At 68.1% G+C, this 22,452-nt stretch carries 19 protein-coding genes, 2 pseudogenes and 1 other annotated feature; of the genes and pseudogenes, 10 read left to right on the plus strand and 11 right to left on the minus strand.

The genetic code is table 11. From position 1 onward, the window contains the following. Nucleotides 1–117: 117 nt before the first annotated feature. The 3 genes from V9G04_11010 to V9G04_11020 form a co-directional block, all read right to left on the minus strand. The gene (locus V9G04_11010) at nt 118–588 is read right to left on the minus strand and encodes a hypothetical protein (protein ID MEI2713789.1); all 471 of its coding nucleotides are present in this window, start codon (nt 586–588) and stop codon (nt 118–120) included. Nucleotides 589–1,357: 769 nt separating this feature from the next. After that, a complete protein-coding gene (locus V9G04_11015) occupies nt 1,358–1,711 on the minus strand; it encodes a DUF5615 family PIN-like protein (GenBank protein MEI2713790.1) in 354 nt (117 codons plus the stop codon). Further along, entirely contained in the window at nt 1,708–2,040 is a 333-nt protein-coding gene (locus tag V9G04_11020) for a DUF433 domain-containing protein (GenBank protein MEI2713791.1), read from the minus strand. Before V9G04_11020 ends, V9G04_11015 begins: the two co-directional genes overlap by 4 nt. Before the next feature lie 232 nt (nt 2,041–2,272). On the opposite strand from V9G04_11020, the gene V9G04_11025 reads away from it, so the two are divergent. Then, nucleotides 2,273–2,833 carry a hypothetical protein gene (locus V9G04_11025; GenBank protein ID MEI2713792.1) on the plus strand — a complete coding sequence of 187 codons (561 nt, stop codon included), beginning with the start codon at nt 2,273–2,275 and terminating at the stop codon, nt 2,831–2,833. 659 nt (nt 2,834–3,492) lie between these two features. Here the strand turns inward: V9G04_11025 and V9G04_11030 are convergent. Both V9G04_11030 and V9G04_11035 read right to left on the minus strand, forming a co-directional pair. Further along, complete coding sequence (locus tag V9G04_11030) at nt 3,493–3,915, minus strand: type II toxin-antitoxin system VapC family toxin (GenBank protein ID MEI2713793.1); 423 nt, start codon at nt 3,913–3,915, stop codon at nt 3,493–3,495. Then, on the minus strand, nt 3,915–4,142 hold the full coding sequence (locus tag V9G04_11035; GenBank protein ID MEI2713794.1) for a hypothetical protein: 228 nt from the start codon (nt 4,140–4,142) through the stop codon (nt 3,915–3,917). Before V9G04_11035 ends, V9G04_11030 begins: the two co-directional genes overlap by 1 nt. Nucleotides 4,143–4,259: 117 nt before the next feature. On the opposite strand from V9G04_11035, the gene V9G04_11040 reads away from it, so the two are divergent. Together V9G04_11040 and V9G04_11045 are read left to right on the plus strand one after the other, a co-directional pair. Beyond that, entirely contained in the window at nt 4,260–4,781 is a 522-nt protein-coding gene (locus V9G04_11040; protein ID MEI2713795.1) for a helix-turn-helix transcriptional regulator, read from the plus strand. A gap of 33 nt (nt 4,782–4,814) precedes the next feature. Next, nucleotides 4,815–5,405: a nucleotidyl transferase AbiEii/AbiGii toxin family protein gene (locus V9G04_11045; protein ID MEI2713796.1), complete on the plus strand. Its 591-nt coding sequence runs from the start codon at nt 4,815–4,817 to the stop codon at nt 5,403–5,405. A 305-nt stretch (nt 5,406–5,710) separates the two neighbouring features. On the opposite strand, the gene V9G04_11050 is transcribed toward V9G04_11045, so the two are convergent. Continuing rightward, nucleotides 5,711–6,703, minus strand: coding sequence for a tyrosine-type recombinase/integrase (locus V9G04_11050; GenBank protein MEI2713797.1), 993 nt, complete (start codon nt 6,701–6,703; stop codon nt 5,711–5,713). 275 nt (nt 6,704–6,978) lie between these two features. On the opposite strand from V9G04_11050, the gene V9G04_11055 reads away from it, so the two are divergent. From V9G04_11055 to V9G04_11065, 3 genes and pseudogenes are all read left to right on the plus strand, one after another. Next, complete coding sequence (locus tag V9G04_11055) at nt 6,979–7,950, plus strand: IS481 family transposase (GenBank protein ID MEI2713798.1); 972 nt, start codon at nt 6,979–6,981, stop codon at nt 7,948–7,950. Further along, a protein-coding gene (locus V9G04_11060) for an IS3 family transposase (protein MEI2713799.1) occupies nt 7,913–9,153 on the plus strand; the annotation gives its coding sequence in 2 pieces (ribosomal slippage) (nt 7,913–8,195 and nt 8,195–9,153; 1,242 coding nt in all). Before V9G04_11055 ends, V9G04_11060 begins: the two co-directional genes overlap by 38 nt. Continuing rightward, nucleotides 8,194–8,322 (plus strand) — a sequence feature (AL1L pseudoknot). Its footprint overlaps the gene before it by 129 nt. 44 nt (nt 9,154–9,197) lie before the next feature. After that, nucleotides 9,198–9,365 (plus strand): annotated as a pseudogene (locus V9G04_11065) (IS481 family transposase). A 319-nt stretch (nt 9,366–9,684) separates the two neighbouring features. On the opposite strand, the gene V9G04_11070 reads toward V9G04_11065, so the two are convergent. The 4 genes from V9G04_11070 to V9G04_11085 all read right to left on the minus strand — a co-directional run bounded on the left by V9G04_11070 (nt 9,685) and on the right by V9G04_11085 (nt 12,876). Then, the gene (locus V9G04_11070) at nt 9,685–10,740 is read right to left on the minus strand and encodes an LLM class F420-dependent oxidoreductase (GenBank protein MEI2713800.1); all 1,056 of its coding nucleotides are present in this window, start codon (nt 10,738–10,740) and stop codon (nt 9,685–9,687) included. Nucleotides 10,741–10,838: 98 nt separating this feature from the next. Beyond that, entirely contained in the window at nt 10,839–11,213 is a 375-nt protein-coding gene (locus tag V9G04_11075; protein MEI2713801.1) for a nuclear transport factor 2 family protein, read from the minus strand. Nucleotides 11,214–11,239: 26 nt separating this feature from the next. Continuing rightward, complete coding sequence (locus tag V9G04_11080; GenBank protein MEI2713802.1) at nt 11,240–12,001, minus strand: enoyl-CoA hydratase-related protein; 762 nt, start codon at nt 11,999–12,001, stop codon at nt 11,240–11,242. Next, nucleotides 11,998–12,876 carry a hotdog domain-containing protein gene (locus V9G04_11085; GenBank protein MEI2713803.1) on the minus strand — a complete coding sequence of 293 codons (879 nt, stop codon included), beginning with the start codon at nt 12,874–12,876 and terminating at the stop codon, nt 11,998–12,000. The genes V9G04_11080 and V9G04_11085 overlap by 4 nt, the downstream gene beginning before the upstream one ends. Nucleotides 12,877–12,977: 101 nt before the next feature. On the opposite strand from V9G04_11085, the gene V9G04_11090 reads away from it, so the two are divergent. Then, the gene (locus tag V9G04_11090) at nt 12,978–13,814 is read left to right on the plus strand and encodes a hotdog domain-containing protein (protein ID MEI2713804.1); all 837 of its coding nucleotides are present in this window, start codon (nt 12,978–12,980) and stop codon (nt 13,812–13,814) included. On the opposite strand, the gene V9G04_11095 is transcribed toward V9G04_11090, so the two are convergent. Next, nucleotides 13,802–15,064, minus strand: coding sequence for a beta-ketoacyl-[acyl-carrier-protein] synthase family protein (locus tag V9G04_11095; protein ID MEI2713805.1), 1,263 nt, complete (start codon nt 15,062–15,064; stop codon nt 13,802–13,804). The two genes, V9G04_11090 and V9G04_11095, sit on opposite strands and share 13 nt — an antisense overlap. 629 nt (nt 15,065–15,693) lie before the next feature. On the opposite strand from V9G04_11095, the pseudogene V9G04_11100 reads away from it, so the two are divergent. The 3 genes and pseudogenes from V9G04_11100 (at nt 15,694) to V9G04_11110 (ending at nt 22,441) form a co-directional block, all read left to right on the plus strand. Continuing rightward, a pseudogene (locus V9G04_11100) lies at nt 15,694–16,683 on the plus strand (fused acetyl/propionyl-CoA carboxylase subunit alpha/methylmalonyl-CoA decarboxylase subunit alpha). 302 nt (nt 16,684–16,985) lie between these two features. Further along, nucleotides 16,986–20,744, plus strand: a complete 3,759-nt coding sequence (locus V9G04_11105) for a carboxyl transferase domain-containing protein (GenBank protein MEI2713806.1) — start codon at nt 16,986–16,988, stop codon at nt 20,742–20,744. Between the two features lie 5 nt (nt 20,745–20,749). Beyond that, nucleotides 20,750–22,441 (plus strand): 4Fe-4S binding protein, encoded by a 1,692-nt coding sequence (locus V9G04_11110; GenBank protein MEI2713807.1) that lies wholly within the window; start codon nt 20,750–20,752, stop codon nt 22,439–22,441. The last annotated feature ends 11 nt before the right edge of the window (nt 22,442–22,452 follow it).

Here is a 22,452-nt window from a genome sequence, read left to right on the forward strand (position 1 = left end):
TCGCTGCCTAACTGGCGACGCCAAACTCAGCCGACCAGAGCCGCCAACGTCATTGTGTTTCCCCCCGAATCGTGGAGGACTCAGCTCCTAGCCCGAGGTCTCGGCTGGTGGTGGTCCTCATCGCTTCGGCCGGTCGGATGTATTGGTTGAGCAGGGTCCCGAGGTCGCGGTGGCGGGTCTGCGCTGCGATGCGGTCGATCCAGGCTCCATTGATCGCGTGAACAGGGGGCCCGCCTCGCGTGGTCGGACCTTGAGCCACGCGTCGAGTGCTCTGATCAGGTCCGTGCCGGCGTGCTCGCCGCGAGCGATGCCGATGAGTTGGCCGCGCGCGTCTTGGTCGGTCTTGGAGCGTCGGATTCGGATCAAGGCTCCGGTCGGCTTTCGCACGATGTCGTCGACGTCGAGGGCCGAGATCTCGCCTGGCCGCATGGCAGCGGCGTAGCCGACGAGGAGGATGGCGCGGTCGCGGACCCCGGTGAAGTTGTCAAGGTCGATCGCGTCGACGACCTGGCCAAGCTCGACAACCGTGAGCGGGTGGGCCTGGCGACGTGGCGCGACACCCATGATCCAGCGCAGTCCGCAACGCACGCGTCGTACGAGGAAGTCCGCGGTCGGGTCGGCGAGTCCTTCTTGGTGGTGGCGGTGGGCGATGCCGGAGCAGTAGGCGTCGAGGGTGCCGAAGGTCAGTCCGGTAGTGGCGCGCTCGGCAAGGAATGCCGCGAGAAGCTTCGGGCGGGGCAGGCAGTGGGGCGATGCTTCTCCCCTGGCACCAGCGTTCCCAGACTCGCCAGGAGCCGGCGTACATGGCCTGAGTGCCCGGTGCGAGTTCGGCCTCGACGGCCGCGGCGATGTGTTCGGCGTCGTCGACGGTGAGCGCGACGCCAGCCATCGGAAGCGAATGCGATTCAGGGGTGGTGAGTGGGTTCGTCATGGCCCACTCTCAGCGCTTCGCCCACGCCCTGGCGAACGGTGGCTGGGGCGGGTTCGACGAGCCTCCACAAAGGAGGGTTCTTGGAGGGTCGATCAAGATCAAATGCTTTCTGGCCCGGGATTCGCGCTGAATCCTGGGCCAGATTGGTAGCGGGGGCAGGCTTTGAACCTGTGACCTCTGGAATCACACAGGAGCCGTTTCCGGACTACGTCAGACCTCGGATCCGCTTGGAAACCCTCGGGTTGGTGAGAAGAATCCTCGTCGGACATGGTCCAGAGTATCGGGTTGGCATGGAACCGTTGCCGATCGTTTCTGATGCCTTTTCGATGACCAGTCGAATCCTCTAGCCAGCAGGCTGGTCCAGACAGTCCCCACAATCGCCACCAACTCGGAGTCGCTCCTCATCTCAGACTCGACGGCTGTCTCTCAGAGCGGAAGGTAGATGACTCGGTTCTGCCATTCGGCGGCTTCGCTGGCTTCGGCCCCCAGAGAGATGTCGTCGATGACGCGTGCCATCGGCAGCGCTGTGTTGATGATGAAGACGCCAGGCATCGGCAGACCCTGGGCAACTCGTTTGTGAGCGAAGTCCGGCACGGTGGAGATGTCGTGGGTCAGCAGGATGCGCCCTTCGTTGGCCGCCCACTCGAGGATTGTCGGGTCGTCTGCGCTGCGGAGGCCGACGTCTTGGACGCGGACGATATCGATCTCGGCATTAACCCGGATCAGTCCGAGCACGAGGTCCGGGTCGATGTTCTCGTCGGCAAGGAAGCGCGGGGTCACGATTCCATGCGGGCGAGCAGCTTGGCCCGCAAGCCTTCCTCGGGCGGGTAGATCGCCTCGATCCGCTCCCGCACCTCGTCGCCCTGACGTTGCTGCTCGGCGAGGTAGTCCTCGACCTCGGTCCGGTGGCGCAGGTAATAGGCGAAGATGGCGTAGACATCGGCCAGCGGAATGGTCTCGTAGCCTTCGTGGATCGCTTCAGGCGTCTTGCCGCGTTTGAACGCAGCCACGAGGACGTCGAGGGAGATGCGGGTTCCGGGCACCATGAGACGGCCGGCGTGGTCGAGGACCAGTGGTACCGGCTCGGGCTGGATCGCGCTCGCGGTCATCGGTCTGCACCTCCTGTGCGGTAAGGATACCGGCGTCAGCCGCCATTAGCCCGTCGAACTCGGCTGGCTCTTTAGAGGCCGAGATCCTTGCTGGAGGTGGAGTCGAGCGCTTCGAGGGTCGGATGTAGCGGTTGACGAGGACCGAGATGTCCTTGTGGCGGGTCTGTGCGGCGATCCGGGACAGTGGTACGCCGGCGAGGGCGGCGGTGGTGGCGTGCCCGGCTCTCAGTGAGTGGCCGGTGATCCGGGTGACATCGAGGCCGGCAGCTTGGGCGCGGGCACGCAGCATTCGCGACGGCACGTGTGGGGTGAGGTGTTCCAGGCTGATCGAGCTGGCCCAGATCCGGGTGAACAACGGTCCGGGGATTTCGCCGCGGAGCTCTCGCCAGGCTCGCAGGGCGGCGACGGGGTCGGTGCTGGCGTGTTGGCCGTGGGCCACGGCGACGTGTTCGCCGTGGCCTTCCTGATCGGTCTTGGAACGTCGGATGGTCAGGAGCAGACCGGCGGGTTTGTGGTCGACATCGGCGAGGGTGAGGGCCACGAGCTCGGAGACCCGCAGGGCGGAGGCGTAGCCGAGCGGGATGATCGCGGCGTCGCGGGTCCCGATGGGGGTGGTGCGGTCGACGGACGCGATGATCTGGCGGATGTCGTTAAGGGTGATGGGTCTGGCGAGGCGGCGGGGTGCGGTGCCGTGGGTGCGGGCCAGTCCGCGGCGTACCTGGCGGACGGCTTCGGAGGCGACCGGGTCGAGGGCTCCGGTCTGGCGGTGGACGTGACGGACCACGGTGCATGACATGTCTAAGGTGCCGGTCGCACGGCCGGCGGCGGCACGTTCGGTCAGGTAGGCGCACAACGTCAGCGGGGTCGGCAGGCATGGGACTCAGTCCGTGGGCATCGCACCAGCGTTGCCGCTGGCCCCACACATAGGCATACACGCGACGGGTGGACTCGCTGCGGGCGGCGCCGAGCGCCGTTGCAATGCGGGCGGTGTCGGTTTCGGTGAGTCCGATCGGGAGCCGTCCGAGGTCGAGGGTCCGGGCTTGTGTGGTGGGAAGGGTGTGGATCATCAAGGTGGTCATGGCGACCTCGTATCGGCGTCGTCGCCACCAGTGCAGGGCTGGACGGCCACTCTCCTGCTGGGCAGGGGCATTGTTGGTCAGATAAGTCTGACTAAGTAATGACCGGATCAAGTCTCAAATGCTTTCAGGCTCGGATCCTAAGAGGATCCGAGCCTGAAATTCGTAGCGGGGGCAGGAGTTGAACCTGCGACCTCTGGAATCGCACGTGGCGTTTCTGGGCCCTACCGAACAACTCGGGAAACAGCCGAAACCCTTGTGGTGTCGCGGGATCCGCTGTCTCTGACTCCCCCGACTGTACCCGGTCAGCACTGGAACAGGCTGACTGAATCCGGAGGGTAAGTGGTGGGCATCCGAATCCCTCCGCTTTCGTCCACTATGCCTTCCAAGGGTTCATCGTCGGCACCCCGAGTGGCTTGAAATGCCGGACATTGCGCGTCACCACAGTCATGTCGTTGGCCTGGGCGATCGCCGCGATCAGGGCGTCATCGAATGGCGCATGCTCCGGGACCCGGTACTGCGCCAGGATCCGCTCAGCCGACACGTCGAACGGCAGCACCCGACCGGCGAAGGCCGGCAGAACATGGTCCTCGAACCACCGGCGCAGCACCTCCCCCTGCGCCGCATCCGATCGCTCCTTGGCGACCACCCCTCGCTCGATCTCAGCGATCGTCAATGCCGTGACGAACTGGTCAGCCAACGCTACTGATGACGCCCACGCCTCAACCTTGGGATTGCGGCCCCTCACGCGCAAGGACGACACGACGTTGGTGTCCAGGACGAACCGGCCTGCCACCATCACAGCTCGGCCGCGCGGCCGGCCAGTCCAAGCCGCCCGGGCTCAAACTCGATGTCAGCGCCCTCATCGGCCGCGAGCAGGTCCACCAACGTCAGCGGGTCAGCCTCCAGGGCCGACGCAAGGATGTCCCTCGCCTCCGCCTCAACCGACCGCCGATGCTGCGCGGCGCGTACCTTCAGCGCCGCCTTCGTCCCCTGCGGGAGATTGCGAATCAGGATCTGCTCCACTGCCAACACCTCCGATATCGGTACCACGATATCGTCGAACGTGCGGCGTTCCAAGCAGGAGGACTGGCTCCTCGCGAGACCTTGAGGAGCGATATCTAAGCGGATATCATGGGGGACATGGCCAGAACGATCATCGCGCGCGCACGCCGCGGCAGTGGACTGTCGCAGCGGGAACTGGCGCGCCGTTCGGGCACCTCGCAGCCAACGCTCTCGACCTACGAGCACGGCACCAAGTCGCCGACGCTGGCCGTGGCCGAGCGCATCGTCAACAGCAGTGGCTTCGATCTCGACCTCGTGCCCCGCGTCGAGTTCACCATCCACTCCGGTGCCCGCGGTGAGCCGTTCGTCGTCCCTGATCGCCTGTGGCGTCTCGACACTGACACGGCCTTCGCGACGGTGAAGCCGCCCCAGCGCCTGCACTGGTCCGGCCCGTCGCGTCCCTACAACCTTCGCGACCGACGCGACCGGGCCAGGGTCTACGAGATCGTTCTTCGCGAAGGCGAACCGGCCGACCTGCTCGCTTACTTGGACGGGGCCCTGCTCGTCGACCTCTGGGACGAGCTCGTCATCCCGAGGGCGATCCGCAGCGCCTGGGAGCCGCTCATCGCGTCCGTTCGGTGCCATCGCGTGAGCGACTGAAGGCTGAGCGACTTCCAGGTCGGACTGGCCAACGTGTTCTTCTCCCTGCCCGAGTCGGCAGGCTTCCTACTCGCCGGCGGCGCGGCGCTGATCGCCCAGGGGATCGTGCCGAGGCCGACCGAAGACCTCGACTTCTTCACATCGCGTCACTCCGGAAGCGTCGTGGCAGCGAGCGATGCCCTCATCGCTGCGGTCACGGCTCGCGGGTGGACACACGAGTTGGTGCGGACCGGCGAGGAGTTTCGGCGGTGGGCGATCACCGGTCCGGAGACGGTTCTCGTGGACCTCGCCGTCGACAGTCCCGCCTCCAGCACTCCGACCGTCACGATCGCGGGCCCGAGCTTCGCGCCCGCCGAGCTTGCGATCCGCAAGACACTCGCGCTGTTCGGCCGCGCGGAACCCCGCGACTTCGTCGACGTCTACGTGCTGCACCAACGATTCGCCCGCGAGGAGACGCTTCTGATGGCAGCCGAGGTCGATCCAGGCTTCGACCTCGCGATGTTCGCTGCCACGCTGCGGACCCACGGCCGCATCGAGGACCAGGACTTCCCCGACGTCGGCGTACCCATCACTGCCATTCGGGCCTACTTCGATGCTTGGGCCGAGGAACTCGACCCGCGCTAGTCGTCCTCACGAGCAAACGTCTGGCCGAGCAGCTCGGTGGTCAGCGGGTTCACCTGTTCGTTGCGGCGGATGTAATGCTCGATCGTCACCTTGGGATCGGCGTGGCCGAGCGCTCGGAGGCAGGGTTCAGGCTGGCCTGCTCGTTGATGACGGTCGCGACGGTGCGGCGGAACATGTGGCGGGCTGACGGTGACAACGGATGTCGCGACCGTTGACGGGTACGTGTCGTCGTACCCGGAAGGCCACCGATTGGGCCCGGCATGGTCCGGGGTGGTGTGTCACATCGCCGCTAATTCGCTCCGGGGTCACAGCCCGAGGTCTCGGCTGGTGCTGGTCATCATCGCTTCGGCGGGTCGGATGTAGTGGTTGAGCAAGGTGCCGAGGTCGCGGTGGCGGGTCTGGGCTGCGATGCGGTCGATCGACGCGCCATTGACCGCGGCCGTCGTTGCGTGGCCGGCGCGGAGTGAGTGTCCGGTGACGGGGACGCCTTCGAATCCGGCTTCGTTCGCGCGCTGTTGGACGGTCCGGCTGATCGCGCGTGGTCCCATCCGGTCGAGGGTCGGGTGGTTGCGCCAATGGACGCGCGTGAACAGGGGGCCCGTGCCGCGTGGTCGGACCTTGAGCCACGCGTCGAGTGCTCTGATCGGGTCGGTGTCGGCGTGCTCGCCGCGAGCGATGCCGATGAGTTGGCCGCGCGCGTCTTGGTCGGTCTTGGAGCGTCGGATTCGGATCAAGGCTCCGGTCGGCTTTCGCACGATGTCGTCGACGTCGAGGGCCGAGATCTCGCCTGGCCGCATGGCAGCGGCGTAGCCGACGAGGAGGATGGCGCGGTCGCGGACCCCGGTGAAGTTGTCAAGGTCGATCGCGTCGACGACCTGGCCAAGCTCGACAACCGTGAGCGGGTGGGCCTGGCGACGTGGCGCGACACCCATGATCCAGCGCAGTCCGCGACGCACGCGTCGTACGAGGAAGTCCGCGGTCGGGTCGGCGAGTCCTTCTTGGTGGTGGCGGTGGGCGATGCCGGAGCAGTAGGCGTCGAGGGTGCCGAAGGTCAGTCCGGTAGTGGCGCGCTCGGCAAGGAATGCCGCGAGAGCTTCGGGCGGGGCAGGCAGTGGGGCGATGCTTCTCCCCTGGCACCAGCGTTCCCAGACTCGCCAGGAGCCGGCGTACATGGCCTGAGTGCCCGGTGCGAGTTCGGCCTCGACGGCCGCGGCGATGTGTTCGGCGTCGTCGACGGTGAGCGCGACGCCAGCCATCGGAAGCGAATGCGATTCAGGGGTGGTGAGTGGGTTCGTCATGGCCCACTCTCAGCGCTTCGCCCACGCCCTGGCGAACGGTGGCTGGGGCGGGTTCGACGAGCCTCCACAAAGGAGGGTTCTTGGAGGGTCGATCAAGATCAAATGCTTTCTGGCCCGGGATTCGCGCTGAATCCTGGGCCAGATTGGTAGCGGGGGCAGTGGTAGCGGGGGCAGTGGTAGCGGGGGCAGTGGTAGCGGGGGCAGTGTGCTGGTTCAGGACATCTGCAAGGCATGTCTCACGACATCTGCAAGACCGGTTTCCGTGATGCTCTCCCGTGTCGAGAGCAAGGCTGGTCATCACCGCCATCACCACCCAGGGCCTCACCCAAGCCCAAGCGGCCCGTACGTACGGGCTGTCCGAAGCCACCGTCAGCAGGCTCATGGCCCGCTACCGAGCCGAGGGCGAAGCGGCGTTCCAACCCCGCTCCCGAGCGCCCAAGACCTCACCTGCTGCGACCCCGCCGCAGACCGTGGAACTAGTCCTGCAACTACACCAGAAACTCGCTGATGCCGGCCACTACGCCGGCGCCGAAACCATCTGCTGGCACCTCGCCCAACACCACGCAATCACCCTGTCGCGCGCCACGATCCATCGCATCCTGACCCGCCATGAAGTGGTGACCCCCGAACCCAGAAAGAAGCCCAAATCCTCCTACATTCGATTTCAAGCAGCCATGCCCAACGAGTGCTGGCAGTCCGACTTCACCCACTACCCGCTCACCGACACCGTCAGTTTCCCCAAGGGCGTGGAGATCATCACCTGGCTCGACGACTGCACCCGCTATGCCCTGCACGTGTCCGCTCACCGGGCGATCACCACCCCCATCGTGAAAGCCACCTTCCGCGAAACCGCAGGTCAGCACGGCATTCCGGCATCAACATTGACCGACAACGGGATGGTCTACACCGTCCGCCTGGCCGGGATCGGCCGCCAAGGAGGACGCAACGGCTTCGAGCAACAACTACGAGCCTGGAACGTGACCCAGAAGAACTCCCGACCCAATCACCCCACCACCTGCGGCAAAGTAGAGCGCTTCCAGCAGACCATGAAGAAGTGGCTACGCGCCCAACCCGACCAGCCCGCCACGATCGCCCAGCTGCAGAGGCTGCTCGACCGGTTCGCCACCGAGTACAACACCACCCGACCACACCGCTCCCTGAACCGCCCCGGCATGTCCGGAGAGCTGATTCGTTGGAAGGATCACTCTCATGGCACGTCCCTCGAGGTACCCGACCGAGCTGCGTGAGCGCGCAGTGCGGATGGTGATGGAGTCCAGGCAGGACTATCCGCACGAGTCCGCCGTGATCAGGTCGGTCGCGGCGAAGCTGGGCATCACCTCTACTGAATCGCTGCGTAAGTGGCTGCGGCAGGCCGAGATCGACGGCGGTGTCCGCGTCGGCAAGTCCAGCGAGGAGATCGCTGAGATCAAGGCGTTGAAGAAAGAGGTCGCCGAACTGCGGCGGGCGAACGAGATCTTGAAGAGCGCTTCGGCTTTCTTCGCGGCGGAGCTCGACCGCCCCAACAGGTTCTGATCGACTACATCGAGGACCACAAGGTGGAGTTCGGGGTCGAGCCGATCTGCCGCGTGCTCAGTGAGCACGGGATCAAGATCGCTCCGTCCACCTACTACGAGGCTCGCTCACGCCGGCCTTCCAAGCAGCAGATCCGCGACGCGGAGCTGGTCGAGATCATGGTCGCCGAGCGCAACCGGCAGAAGCTGGTCGCGCGGTTTGGTGCACGCAAGATGTGGCTGCACCTGCACGGACGGGGCCATGACGTCGCTCGATGCACCGTCGAGCGGCTCTACCGTGAACAACGCTGGGTCGGGGCGCTACGTCTGAAGAAGTTCCGGACCACCATCGGCGACCCGGCCGCCGAGCGACCACTGGACCTGGTCGATCGGCAGTTCTGGGCGAGCAGGCCCAACCAGCTATGGGTCGCCGACTTCACATATGTCGCGACCTGGTCAGGCACTGTCTACGTCGCCTTCATCTTCGACGTCTTCAGCCGTCGGATCGTGGGCTGGCGGGCCGCCACGCGGATGACGACCGACCTGGTGCTCGACACCCTTGAGCATGCGATCTGGACCCGCCAGCAGGCCGGTGTCACCGACCTTTCCGGCCTCATCCATCACACCGATGCAGGGTCTCAATACGTCAGCTTTGCCTTCACCCAGCGCCTCGTCGACGAGGGGGTCGACCCCTCAGTCGGGTCGGTTGGCGATGCCTATGACAACGCCCTCGCCGAGTCCCAGATCGGGCTCTACAAAGCCGAACTCATACGTCCTGAAGGTCCCTGGCGCGGCGTCGAACACGTCGAACTAGAGACCCTGAACTGGGTCGACTTCTTCAACAACGAGCGCCCTCACGAGGCGCTCTCCGACCTCACGCCCATGGCGGCCGAGGAACTGCACTACGCTGCAAGAAACGAGCTCACGCCAACCGGCTGAGCCACCAAACCCAGCCTCCGGACTCGCCGGGGCGGTTCACCCTGCCACACCGAGCCACCCCGGCAGCGCTCTACAACACCATGCCCAAGGCCGTTCCTGGACCGAGCCGCGACACCGACACCCACGACCGGGTCCGGCACGACATCGTCGACAAATCCGGCACCGTCACCCTGCGCGTACACGGCCAGCTCCGCCATATCGGAGTAGGACGAACCCACAACCGAACCCACGTAATCCTGCTCGTCCAAGACCTCGAGGTCCGCATCATCAACGCCATCACCGGCGAACTACTCCGCGAACTCACCATCAACACCAACAAGGACTACCAACCCCAGGAATAGACAAGGCCCGAACCCACTCCCGTGGGTTCGGGCCTTGCAGATGTCCTGAGACATCACATCGTAGCGGGGGCAGGATTTGAACCTGCGACCTCTGGAATCACGCGGGGCGTTTCCGGGTCCTACCGAACGACTCGGGAAACAGCCGAAACCCTTGTGGTGACGCGGGATTCGCTGTCTCTGACTCCCCCGACTATACCCGGCCAACACCGGAACAGGCTGGCTGAATCCGGAGGGTAAGTGGTGGGCGTCCGAATCCCTCCCACACCTGGGCCCCAGTTGGGTGAACGTCGGTCGGGCCTGCGTCATCGAACCGCTGTTGTCCCACGGAACGAAGTTTCGTGATCTGCTGTCCCTGGGCGACCGCTCCCTGGACCATCGGCACCACGATCAGAGTGTCGACGCCAACGGACTCATAACGAGCCAGCTGCTCCTGGACCACGTCCTCGGGACCGACCAAACTCGTCATGTCGATCAGGTCCGACGGGATCGCGGCCGCCGCCTCCTCCTTGCGCCCGGCCAGATAGAGGTCCTGGATGCCTCGGGCCTCCTCGCGGAATCCGTAGCGGGTCATCAGGTCGACATAGAAGTTCTTGGCCCGCGAGCCCATGCCGCCGATGTAGAGCGCGAGCGCCGGACGGACTGCGTCGCGAGCGACGTCGATGTCGTCGTCTATGAACATCAGCACCTGAGGGCACACCGCAATAGACGCCACGTCACGCCCCGCACGCTCAGCGCCCTCGCGCAGTGGGGCGCTGAGCAGCCCCACATGCTCGGGGGAAAAGAAGGTCGGGATCCAGCCATCGGCGATCTCGCCCGTCAGCTCGACGTTGCGAGGGCCGATGCTGGCCAGGAAGACCGGCAGGCGCTCCTGCACCGGGCCGATCGTCAACTTTAGCGCCTTGCCAGGGCCGTCGGCCAGCGGCAGCTGGATCGTCTCGCCGTCGAAGGCCACCCGCTCGCGGGCCAGCGCCATGCGGACGACCTCCACATATTCGCGGGTGCGCTGCAGCTGGCGGCCGTAGGCCGTGCCGTACCACCCTTCCAACACCTGCGGACCCGACAATCCGAGGCCGAGGGTGAAGCGGCCTTCGGAGAGGTTGTCCTGCGTCGCCGCGGCCATGGCGGTGGTCGTCGCCGGCCGCGCCGGGATCTGCATGATCGCGGTGCCGAGTCGGATCCGCTCGGTGTGCGCCGCGAGGTGCCCCAGGATGCTGACGGCATCGGACCCGTAGCCTCCGCGATCCACACGGAATCGAATCCGATGCTCTCCGCATGGCGCGCGAGTGCGACCTGGTCGTCCTTGGTGAACCCCAAGCCCCAATAGGCCATCCCCAGCCCGAAGCTTCATCGTCCCTCTCCCGATTCCAGTGCTTCGCTGACTCGCCTGGTCAGCCGTTCCAGTCCGCGCAGCGGCCGGATCATCACGGTGAGGTCCGTGACGAGGCCGTCTGCGTCGATCTCCAGCAGGTCCACGCCCTCGAGCTGCAGCCCGTCGATCGACGCAGTGAACCGCAGCAGTTCGCGTCCCGGCTCGACCCACTCGTCGACATAGGCGAAGGCCTCCATCACCGAGGTCACCGCATCGAGCACCACGAGGGTAACCTCACGGCCGGCGTAGGGCGTATGAACTGCAGGGCTGCAGAAGCGCACCTCGGGGTGCAGGATCTGCTCCAGCGCGGCGATGTCGGCTCCCGCGAAGGCCGTCCTGAATGCGCTCATGTCTGCTCCCCTGGTGGTGGCGCGCCTCAGCGGCGGCCGATGAACTGCTCGATGAGGGCGCCGGCCTCCGACGAACCCGAGCGACGCGCGATGGTGCGCCCCTCCTCATCACCGGCCTCCTCGCGGGTGCTCTGCCACGCCTCGCACAACAGCCGCTTGGCGTCACCGAGCGCCAGAACCGGCCCGGCGGCCGCGGCACGCGCCAGCGTGGTCGCTGCGACCAGTTCATCCCCGTCATCGACGACGCGTGTCAGCAGGCCCCACTCCTGGGCCTCCCGGGCACTGAGCACACGGCCCGCGAGCAGCAGGTCCGCCGCACGCGGCCCTCCGACAGCCCGCGGCAGCAGCCAGCTCAGTCCGCAGTCGGGCGTCAGCCCGATGCCGGCATAGGCCGTCAGCAGCTTGGTCGAGGAGGCCGCGACGACCAGGTCGCACGAGAGCACCACCGACATGCCCGCTCCTGCCACGGCTCCCTGTACGGCTGCCACGACGACCTTGTCCATCGCGCGCAGGCGCTGGAGGGCTCCATCGAACTCGTCGGCGAGCTCCTGCAGGTAGGCCGAGCGGTCCGGGGCGGCAGCGAACGCCGCCACGTCTCCCCCGACGCAGAACCGGGAGCCCGCACCCGACACGACCACCGCCCGCACCGACTCCGACGCGGCGAACCGGTACACCGCCTCGCCGAATGCCCGCGCCGTCAACAGGTCGATGGCGTTGGCGGCGGCGGGACGGTTCAACTCGAGGTGGCCGACTCCGTCGACGACCGTGGTGGCGATGGATGGGCTCATGTCGTGGCTCGCTCACTGTGGGGGGCGGAGCCGGCGGCGCCGGCCCGGTGGATGCCGCGGGCCCAGGTGGCGCTGCGACCGGTGCTGATGACGATCTCGGCCTCGGTGGTCACGAGGTGGACTCCGGCCCGCACGATGCGGGCCTGCACGGCCATCGGGTCATCGGAGATGACAACCGGGCCGCGGAAGTCGATGGTCAGTGACATCAGGTCGGCGCCGGGGCGACGATGGCGGGCGACCAGGTCCATGGCATGCATCAGCATGGCGCCCTGCGCACCCCCATGGACGACCCCCGAAGGGTTCGCCAGGTCACCGCCAGGGATCAGTTCGTGGCGCACGCCGTCACCGGTGACCACCATGTCGTCGATGCCGAGGAGGCGACCCAGCACGGCACTGTTGTCGGCACCGGCCAGATCCGGCACCGGGGCCGGCGGGGGCCCGTCGACCATGAGGAACCGGCCGTGGCCGTGGGCAACGAGTTCACCGGTCTCGGTGCGCACCTCCACCGTGGTGCTCATGGTGTCCCCCTCGTCGGACACGGTCCGCCCGAGAGCGCATACGACCGAACCGGGACGCAGGACTGGGTGATGGAACTCCAGGCTGAGTGACACCGTGACGCAGGTGCCGTTGCCGAACGTGTGGCGCATGGCAGTGCGCCCGAGGACGAGGTCGACGAGCGGCAGGAACCAGCCGGGGGCGCCGGGCTCCGCCGGAGCCGGCATCTCGGCGAGGGCGAGGTGGTCCTCGTGCCCGACGAGCCGAGTGGCGAACAACGCCTCCGCGGGAGACGTCGACGCCCCGATGAGCGCACCCTGCTCGACGTGCCGCACGCCGGCGTCGAAGGCGGCGAGCATCTCGTCCTGTCTCAGATCCACAGGACCTATTCTACATTCACTTGTTGACCGTTGCCACAGTTGTCTTGTCGTCTCATCTCACCTAGTGTGCATTCACATTCTTGTCACGGACGGACGCCATCATGACCGATTCGACCACCCGACCGTGCTGGGTGACCGCCGCGTCGACGCCGGAGAGCCGCTATGCGCTCCGCTCGTGCAGGCTCGACGGGGAACACCGCCGCGCCACCCTCGAGGTGGGCCCCTGGGCCACCCAGGGCAACACCGAGCACCACGGTCACCTCATGGTCGCTCTGGACCACGTCCTGGGCGAGGTCCTCTTCGAGCACCGACCCGAGGGCACCTGGTCGGTGACCACGTCACTCTCGGCTGCGTTCACCGGGATGGCAGCGGTCGCCGGGCCACTCACCGTGCGCACCACGGAGGTCCTCATCGGTCCCGACGGCGGATTCGCCGCAGGAGAGGTACGCGACCAGGGCGGAACCCTCCAGTGCTCGGCCACCACGCGCACCCGCGTGGTCGACCTGCCCGAGGTGTCCTCGGCGACGGGATCGCCCACGGACGACGTACGGCCTGTCGCGCTCCCCACCGCCGTCTCGGCGGCTGAGCACCTCGGCGCCGACGTCAGCATCGCCGACGACGGACATAGTGCATCGACGTCCGTACGGGTCGGCGACTGGGCCAACCTGTTCGGCACACTGCACGGCGGCATCTGGGGCGCGTGTGCCGACCTGGCTGCCGGCGCGCTGCTCGAGGACTCCCCGGCCTTACGCCTAGTCGTGAGCGAGCTGCACCTGTTCTACAGCAGGCCGGCGCGCGTGGGGTCGATCGCGACCGTGACGGCGACACCGAGGGCGATCGGCCGCTCCAGCGGCGTCGTCGACCTGCTGGGCACGGACGACTCGAGGAGGGCCTGCCTGCACGGCATGGCCCTCCTCGATCGGGCTCAGCCGTCGTGACGTTCAGTGCTGACGATCAGCGAGGCGTTCTGGCCGCCGAAGCCGAAGGCGTTGGTCTGGATCCACTCCACCGCCCGCTCCTTGGGCTGACCCAGGACCAGGTCGAACTCGATGTTCTCCTCCGGGTCGGTGGTGCCGCCGGTGTGCATCACCAGGCCCCGCTTGGAGCCTTCGAGCGCCGTGATCAGCGAGAGAGCGCCGGCCGCGCCCGCGGGGTGGCCGAGCGTCCCCTTGATGGACATGACGGAGACGTCCTTGGCGTGGTCGCCATAGAAGTCGTTGATCGCGTTGATCTCGGCGACGTCACCCTTGGGCGTGCCGGTGCTGTGGGCGGCGAGCATGTCGATGCGCGAGAGGTCGACACCGGCCTCCTTGGCGGCCTTGGACATCGCGAGACGCTCCCACTCACCCGAAGGGTTGGGCGAGGACGGGTGGTAGGCCTCCGAGGACGAGCCCCAGCCCTGGACCCAGGCGTGGACGCGGGCGCCGCGCGTGAGGGCATGCTCGGCACTCTCGAGGATGAACATGCCCGCGCCCTCACCCATCACCATGCCACCGCGGTTGCGGTCGAAGGGCAGGCAGGCACGGTCGGGCGTCTGGACGGGGGCGCCCATGCCATACATGTAGCGCGAGTAGGCACTGGCCGGCACGAAGTCGCCGTCGACGCCATAGGCCAGGCCGCCCTCGGTACCACCGGCGATCGCGACGTCGACCTCGCCGCTGGCGATCATCCGGGCAGCCAGCCCGATCGCGTCCAGGGACGAGGCACACGCGGTGCTCAGGGTGAGGCAGGGTCCGTGCAGTTCCCAGTTCATGGCGATCTGAGAGGCCGCCATGTTGGGCCACACCTGGATCATCAGCTTGGGCGAGACGGCCTCGCGACCGAGGCGGTCGACGTCATATTGGGCCCGCTCGAAGGTCTGGGTGCCGTTCTTCGACGTGCCGATGACGATGCCGGTCTTGTCGGACTCGAAGCGCTCGAGGCCCGAGTCGGCGACGGCCGACGTCACCGCGGCTCCGGCGTGCTGAGCGAAGGGGTCGATGCCCTCGAGCTTCTTGCCCTGCATCCAGTCAGGCGCCGTGAAGCCCTCGACCGGAGCCCAGAACTCGAAGCGCTCCGGGTCGTCCTTGGTCCAGGGAACCTCCTGGACACCGAGTTCATTGGCGGCGAGGCGGTCGAACAACTCCTGTGGGGAGAAGCCGAGCGCCGACACCGCGCCAATGCCGGTGATTGCTACGTCCAGTCCCATCGTGATCCTCCTAGTCACCGCAAGGCCGACTGCCTCGCGAACCGCACATAAGTCGATTTCTCGTCGTACGTCAAGTTTCCCGTCTCCTTTTGTCGAACTCGAAATCCGACCGTTTCTCCCGTCTCGCGAGCGCAATCTCAGGCTCGGAGACGGCGCTGGCGCCGCGACAGCACCCACTCCTACCGCCATTGCAATCATGGACATTTAGATCTACAGTCGTCGTGCCAGCGTCACTTTCGAATGAGGAGGCGAGTCGATGTGCGAGTCCCTGCGACTGGCGATCGTCAACCGCGGCGAGGCGGCAGTACGACTGCTCCAGACGACCGCGTCGATCGGCGGCATCAACGGGCGGGCGTTCCACACCATCGCCCTCCACACGACGCCCGACCGGCACTCGCTGTTCGTCCGCCGCGCCGTCGAGGCACTCGACCTCGACGCCCTGCCGGCCACCGATCCGGCAGCAGGCGCCAGCCCCTACCTCGACATCCCCCGCCTGATGAGAGCGCTGCGCGAGTGCCGCGCCGACATGGTCTGGGTGGGCTGGGGCTTCGTCGCCGAGGACGCCGAGTTCGCTGCGGCCTGCGAGCAGGCCGGCATCACCTTCATCGGACCGAGCAGCACGGCCATGGCTGCGCTGTCGCACAAGATCCAGGCCAAGGAAGCTCGCCGAACGCGCCGGTGTGCCGGTCACCCCGTGGAGCGGTGGCGCCGTCACCTCCGTCGAGGAGGCGACCGCCCGCGCCGCGGAGATCGGCTATCCCCTGTTCGTCAAGAGCGCCGCCGGCGGCGGCGGCATGGGCATCCGCGAGGTGCTCGATCCCGCGGATCTGGCCGACGCGGTGACCTCGGCCCGCCGGGAGGCCCTGCGCGCCTTCGGCGACAACACCGTGTTCCTCGAGCGCCGTGTCGACGCCGGTCGTCACGTCGAGGTGCAGGTGCTCGCCGACTCCCACGGCACGGTCTGGCCGGTCGGCGTCCGTGAATGCTCCATCCAGCGCCGCCGCCAGAAGGTCGTCGAGGAGTCCGGGCTCAGCATTCCCGACCCCGAGCTCGAGCAGCAGGTGCGCTCCTACGCCAGCGCCATCATCCGCGAAGCGGGCTACACCAACGCCGGCACCGTGGAGTTCCTCATCGACGCCGGGACGGGCGAGCCCCACTTCATGGAGGTCAACACCCGCCTCCAGGTGGAGCACACCGTCACCGAAGAGGCCACCGGACTCGACCTCGTCGAGCAGCAGATCCGGATTGCCTCGGGCCTTGCGCTGGAGGGCACGCCTCCCGAGGTCCGCGGTCATGCCATCGAGGTCCGGCTCAACGCAGAGGACCCCGAGGCCGGCTTCGCCCCCGCCCCCGGACGCGTGCTGCTCTTCCGCGCCCCCCAGGGTCCGAGCATCCGTACGGACACCGGCATCGAGCAGGGCGACGAGATCTCGGCCGACTTCGACTCGATGGCCGCCAAGATCATCGCCTGGGGGCCGGACCGTGCCACCGCGCTCCAGCGCCTGCGCCGGGCGCTCGACCACACCGAGGTCGTCATCGAGGGCGGGGCGACCAACAAGTCGTTCCTGCAGGAGATCGTGGCCCACCCCGACGTGGAGTCGGGCAACGTCAACACGCGGTGGCTCGACGAGCTGGTCGCTGCCGGCGGCCTGACCCCGCAGCCCCAAGCGGCCCTGGCGCTGGTCCAGGCGGCGATCGAGGCCTACCGACTCGCCGCGCGTCTCGACAGTGAGACGTTCATCCGGTCACTGGCCGTGGGCCGCCCGCAGTATAGCGACAGCGGCGCGATCCGGTTCGAGCTGGATTCCGCGGCTCCAGCCACACCATCGAGGTCAACGAGCCCGAGGCCGACGTTTTCCACCTGCGCGTCGACGGCGAGCACATCGTCGCGACCCTCGACCACGTCGACGGCTCGGCTCGCGTGCTGGGGGTCGGCGGCTCCACCCACCGCACCTTCGTGGTGCCCGGCGGGGACGGCACCACGGTCGACGTGGACGGCCTGCCCCACCGCATCTCCGCCGACGGCGGCGGCACCGTCCGCGCCGGCTTCCCCGGCATGATCGTCTCGGTCCTCGCCTCCGTCGGCGACCAGGTCGAGGCCGGCGACACCCTGCTCACCATCGAGTCGATGAAGCTGGAGTCGCGCGTCCTCGCACCGGCTGCGGGCGTCGTGCGCGAGGTCCACGTCGGCATCAACTCGCAAGTGGGCTCGGGTGAACCGCTCGTCCGGCTCGACGTCGTGGACGACGACGACACCGCGGGCGACGACTCGAGCGTCGACTTCGCCGCGCTGGCCTCCGACACTCCGGACCGGACCCCGCTCGACGTGCTCCGTACGGTGGTGCTCGGCCTCGACGCCGCGAGCGGTGAGACCGATCGGCTGTCCGCCGGACTGCTCCCCACCCGCGAAGACGCCGCGGCGCAACTCGCCGGGGAGCTGGACGTGCTGGCGGCCTTCGCCGACATCCACTCCCTCGGTCCGCGTCGCGCTGCCCTCGCCGGCCGTGTGGACGCCCCGGAGCGTGCACACCTGGTGGGCTACCTGCGCGAGCGGCACCGCGAGGACCGGGAGTTCCCCGACGACTTCCTCGCTCGCCTGGACACCGCCCTGGCGCTCGTCGGCCACGACGAGAGCGACGACGTCGCCCACCTGCGCCTCTACCGCTCGCTGCGTCGACGCGACCTCATCCACTCCGCGCTCGCCTCGATCCTGCGCCGCTGGCTGGAGCCGGCGACGACCGTGCCTGCGACCGAACAGGTCCGCACGGTCCTCGAACGGGTCGTCTGGATCACCGAGGGACGCTCCGACCAACTCGAGGGGCTGGCCAGGTCGGTGCTGTTCCGACTGTTCTCCCAGCCGGTCCTCGACGCCGACCTCGCCGCCCAGACCGCGATCATGACGGAGCGCATCCAGCAGATCGGCTCGCAGTCCGACGCCGCAGAGCGCACGCTCGACCTGCGCACCCTGGCCTTCGACTCGCCGCCGTGGGAGGCGTGGCTGCTGGGGAGCCTGGCCGGTCCGGACCGACCCGCTTGGGAGGACGTCCTGGTCGTGGTGACGGCCGACAACTACCGCCACCGTCGCCTCGTCCAGGTGCCGACCCCATCGAGCCCTGCAGCACCACTGCTGATGGCCGAGGAGCTCGACGCCGAGTCGGACATCAGCGTCATCGCGGTCGCCCACCTCGGCGACGACACGGCGACTGCTGCCGCACTCGAACCGTTGATCGCCCAGCGGGCCGCACTGGGGCCGGTGGTCGTCGAGCTGCTCGTCACCGACGGCCGACTCGACCTCGACCCGAGGCTCGCCCGCGCCTGTCTCGCGGCCACCCAGGTCAACGCCACGGTCCTGCCCGTCGCTCCGGAGGGCCACGTCGCCCACCGGTCCTGGGCACCCGGGCCGGGCGGGGACCTCACAGAGGTGGCCCTGTTCCGCGACCTGCACCCGTGTCTGGCCGAACGCCTGGAGTTGTGGCGGCTACGTGACTTCGACCTCCAGCGCCAGCCCGCTCCCCCGGCGACGTTCCTCTTCACCGGCACGGCCCGGGACGACGAGCGCGACAAGCGACTCTTCGCCCTCGCCGAGGTGCGCACTCTCACCGCCGCGCGCGACGACGAGGGCACCGTCACCTCCATCCCCGAGCTGGAGCAGACGCTGCTGCGCTGCTTCGACGCCTTCCGGGTCCACGACAGCACCCACAGTCGCCGCAGTCCCTTCGGCTGGAACCGGGTGATGGTCCAGGTCCAGCCACCCTGGGACTTCCCCGACGACGCGTTGCAGGGGGTCGCCCACCGGATCGCCCACGCGGCCCGCGGCCTCTCCCTCGACCAGATCGTCCTGCGACTGCGCGGCACGGATCCGGGCGCCGAGGACAGGGTCGTCCACCTCACCCTGCTCGAGGGCGAGGGCGTCCAGATCGGCTTCAAGGCCCCCTCCGACCGGCCGCTGACCGTGCTGCGCGGCCACCGGCGTACGGCAGCACAGATGCGTCGCCGCGGTCTGCACCACCCGGCCGACATCGTGCGACTGCTCACCAGCCCCGGAGCAGCGCACTCCGACCTGCCCAGCGGCGACTTCACCGAGCTCGAACTCGTGGACGGCACCCTGGTGCCGGTCGAGCGCGAGATCGGTGAGAACGCCCACGGTGTCGTGATCGGCGAGATCACCAACCGCACGCCCAAGCACCCCGAAGGGATGCGGCGGGTGATCATCCTGAGCGACCCGAGCAAGTCGATGGCCTCGCTCGGCGAGGGCGAGTGCGTGCGCATCATCGCCGCGCTCGAGTTGGCCCACGAGCAGCGCCTGCCAGTGGACTGGTTCGCGGTGTCGTCCGGTGCTCGGGTCTCGATGGACAGCGGCACCGAGAACCTCGACTGGACCGCGCGTGTGCTCCGTACGATCATCGAGCTCGCCCAGCTCGACCTGGAGATCAACGTCGTGCTCACCGGCGTCAACGTCGGCGCCCAGTCCTACTGGGATGCCGAGGCCACCATGTTGATGCACACTCGAGGAGTGCTGATCGCCACCGGCGACAACGCCATGGTGCTCACCGGCAAGGACGCACTGGACTACTCCGGCGCCGTGTCGGCGGACGACAACGCGGGCATCGGCGGCTACGAGCAGATCATGGGCCCCAACGGCCAGGCGCAATATTGGGCACCCTCGCTGATCGAGGCCTGCCACCTGCTGTTCCGGCACTACGCAGTCGCCTACGTCGCCCCGGGTGAGTCCGGTCCGCGTCGGGCACCGGTCACCGACCCCGCCGGACGCTCGATCGCGGCGTCGCCGCACCACTCCGGCGACGGAGGACCGTTCGCCACGGTCGGCGACATCTTCGACGACGCCCTCAACCCCGAGCGCAAGCTGCCCTTCGACATCCGCTCCGTCATGGCCGCGGTCAAGGACGACGGCGACGACCCGCTGGAGCGCTGGCCCCACATGCGCGACGCCGAGAACGCCGTCGTGTGGGACACCCATGTCAGCGGCTTCCCCGTCCAGATGATCGGCATCGAGTCGCGAGACCTGCAGCGCCACAGCGTCACGCCCAACGACGGGCCGCGCCGCTGGTCTGCGGGCACGCTGTTCCCCCGGTCGTCGAAGAAGGTCGCCCGCGCCCTCAACGCCAGCAACGGCGTGCGGCCAACCGTCATCCTGGCCAACCTGTCTGGCTTCGACGGTTCGCCCGAATCGATGCGGGAGCTGCAACTCGAATATGGCGCCGAGATCGGTCGGGCCGTGGTCAACCACCGCAGCCCCCTCGTCTTCTGCGTCCTCTCCCGTTATCACGGCGGTGCGTTCGTGGTGTTCTCCAAGGCCCTCAACGAGCGCCTCGAGTCGATCGCGGTCGCCGGAGCCAGGGCCTCGGTCCTCGGCGGCGCGCCCGCAGCGGCCGTGGTGTTCGCACGCGAGGTGGCGCACCGCGTCGCGGCCGACCCCCGGGTCGTCGAGGCGCAGGCGGCCGTGGACGCCGCCGGCCCCGACACCGTCGACCAGGCACGCCTCGAGCTGGCCGCGGTCCAGGACGAACTCAAGGGCCACTGCCGCGGTGTGGTCGGACGCGAGTTCGACGGCATCCACACCATCGAGCGCGCCAAGGAGGTCGGCTCCGTCGACCAGATCGTCACCGTCGACGCCCTCCGCGACGCGATCGTCGCCACGCTGGAGTCGGAAGGACACTGACACCCATGGCCCACGTGATCACCCAGGCTTGTTGCGCTGACGGGGCGTGCACGACGGTGTGTCCGGTGGACTGCATCCACCCGACTCCGGCCGAGCGCGAATACCTCGTGACGGAGATGCTCTACATCGATCCGGACACGTGCATCGACTGTGGTCAGTGCGTGCCGGAGTGCCCGGTGGACGCGATCTATTCGGGCTATGACCTGCCTGACCACCTGGCCTCCTATGCGGCCATCAACGCCGAGTACTTCAAGGGCACCACGCTGGGCGACGTGCCGCGTCGGGTGGCGGCGCCGCCCGAGCTGCACGAGGACCAGCCGCTGCGGGTGGCGATCGTCGGGTCCGGCCCGGCCGGGTCCTACAGCGCCCACGAGCTGGTCGAGGTCGGCGGGTCGGGCATCCGGGTCGACATCTTCGACCGGCTGCCCACCCCGTTCGGTCTGGCCCGCCTCGGCGTGGCCCCGGACCACCTGGGCACCAAGCTGGTCATGCGTACCTTCAGCGAGCTAGGGGCCGACCCGCGGGTGCGGTTCCACCTCAACACCGAGATCGGGCGTGACATCACCGTCGAGGAGCTGCGCGAGCACTACCACGCGGTGTTCTTCACCCACGGTGCGTCGTCGTCGCGACGTCTGGGGATCGAGGGCGAGGACCTGCCCGGCAGCCACGCCGCCACCCAGTTCGTCGCCTGGTACAACGGCCACCCCGACAGCCCCAAGCCCCGCGGGTGGCAACCGCCCAGTCACGTCGTGGTGATCGGCAACGGCAACGTCGCCATCGACGTGGCCCGTCAGCTCACCCTCGGTCCCGAACACCTCGCCGCCTCGGACATGGCCCCCTATGCCGTCGACGTGCTGAGCCGTGGCCTGGTCAAGGACGTCACCGTCGTGGGTCGACGCAGCGCGCTGCACGCCGCGTGCACCCTGCCCGAGCTCGAGGCGCTGGCCGACCGCACCGATATCGACGTGGTCGTGCCACCGGAGGACCTGGTGCTCACCGACCACGAGCTCGCTGCCGTGCGCGAGTCGGGCATGCTCCGGCTGAAGTACGAGCTGTTCCGGACCCTGTCCGAGCGACCCCACACGCGCGAGCGTTCGATCACGTTCCGCTTCCTGCTCACCCCCCAGCGCATCCTGGGCGAGAGCCACGCCGAAGGCATCGAGCTGGCCCGCAACCGGATGGTCTCCCTGGGCGATCGCACCGTCCTCGAACCCACCGGCGAGACCACCGTGCTGCCGACCAACCTCGTCCTGCGCTCGGTCGGCTATGCCGGTGTCGAGTTGCCCGGGCTGCCCTTCGACGAGGCCACCATGACCGTTCCCACCGACGGCGCCCGAGTGCTGACCGAGCCCGGTGGCGAGGTCATCCCCGGCCTCTATTCGGCCGGCTGGGTCAAGCGCGGCCCCAGCGGCGTGATGGGCACCAACAAGCTCGATGCCCAGGGCACCGTCAAGGTGCTGCTCGACGACGTCCGGGCCGGACGCATCGCCGCACCGGCGAAGTCCCTCGACGACCTCGACCGGCTCCTGCGCCAGCGGCAGCCCCAGGTCGTCCCGTGGCAGGGCTGGCAGGCGATCGAGGCCCACGAACTCGCCCACGGCACCGAGACCGGCCGCCCTCGCGTCAAGGTCACCTCCCGCGAGGCACTCGTCGAGTTCGCCGCCGCCCGACTCAGCACCGAGACGGAGGAACAGTGATGAGCGCCCCC

The sequence above is a fragment of the Nocardioides sp. genome, assembly GCA_037045645.1.
Taxonomy (GTDB): domain Bacteria; phylum Actinomycetota; class Actinomycetes; order Propionibacteriales; family Nocardioidaceae; genus Nocardioides.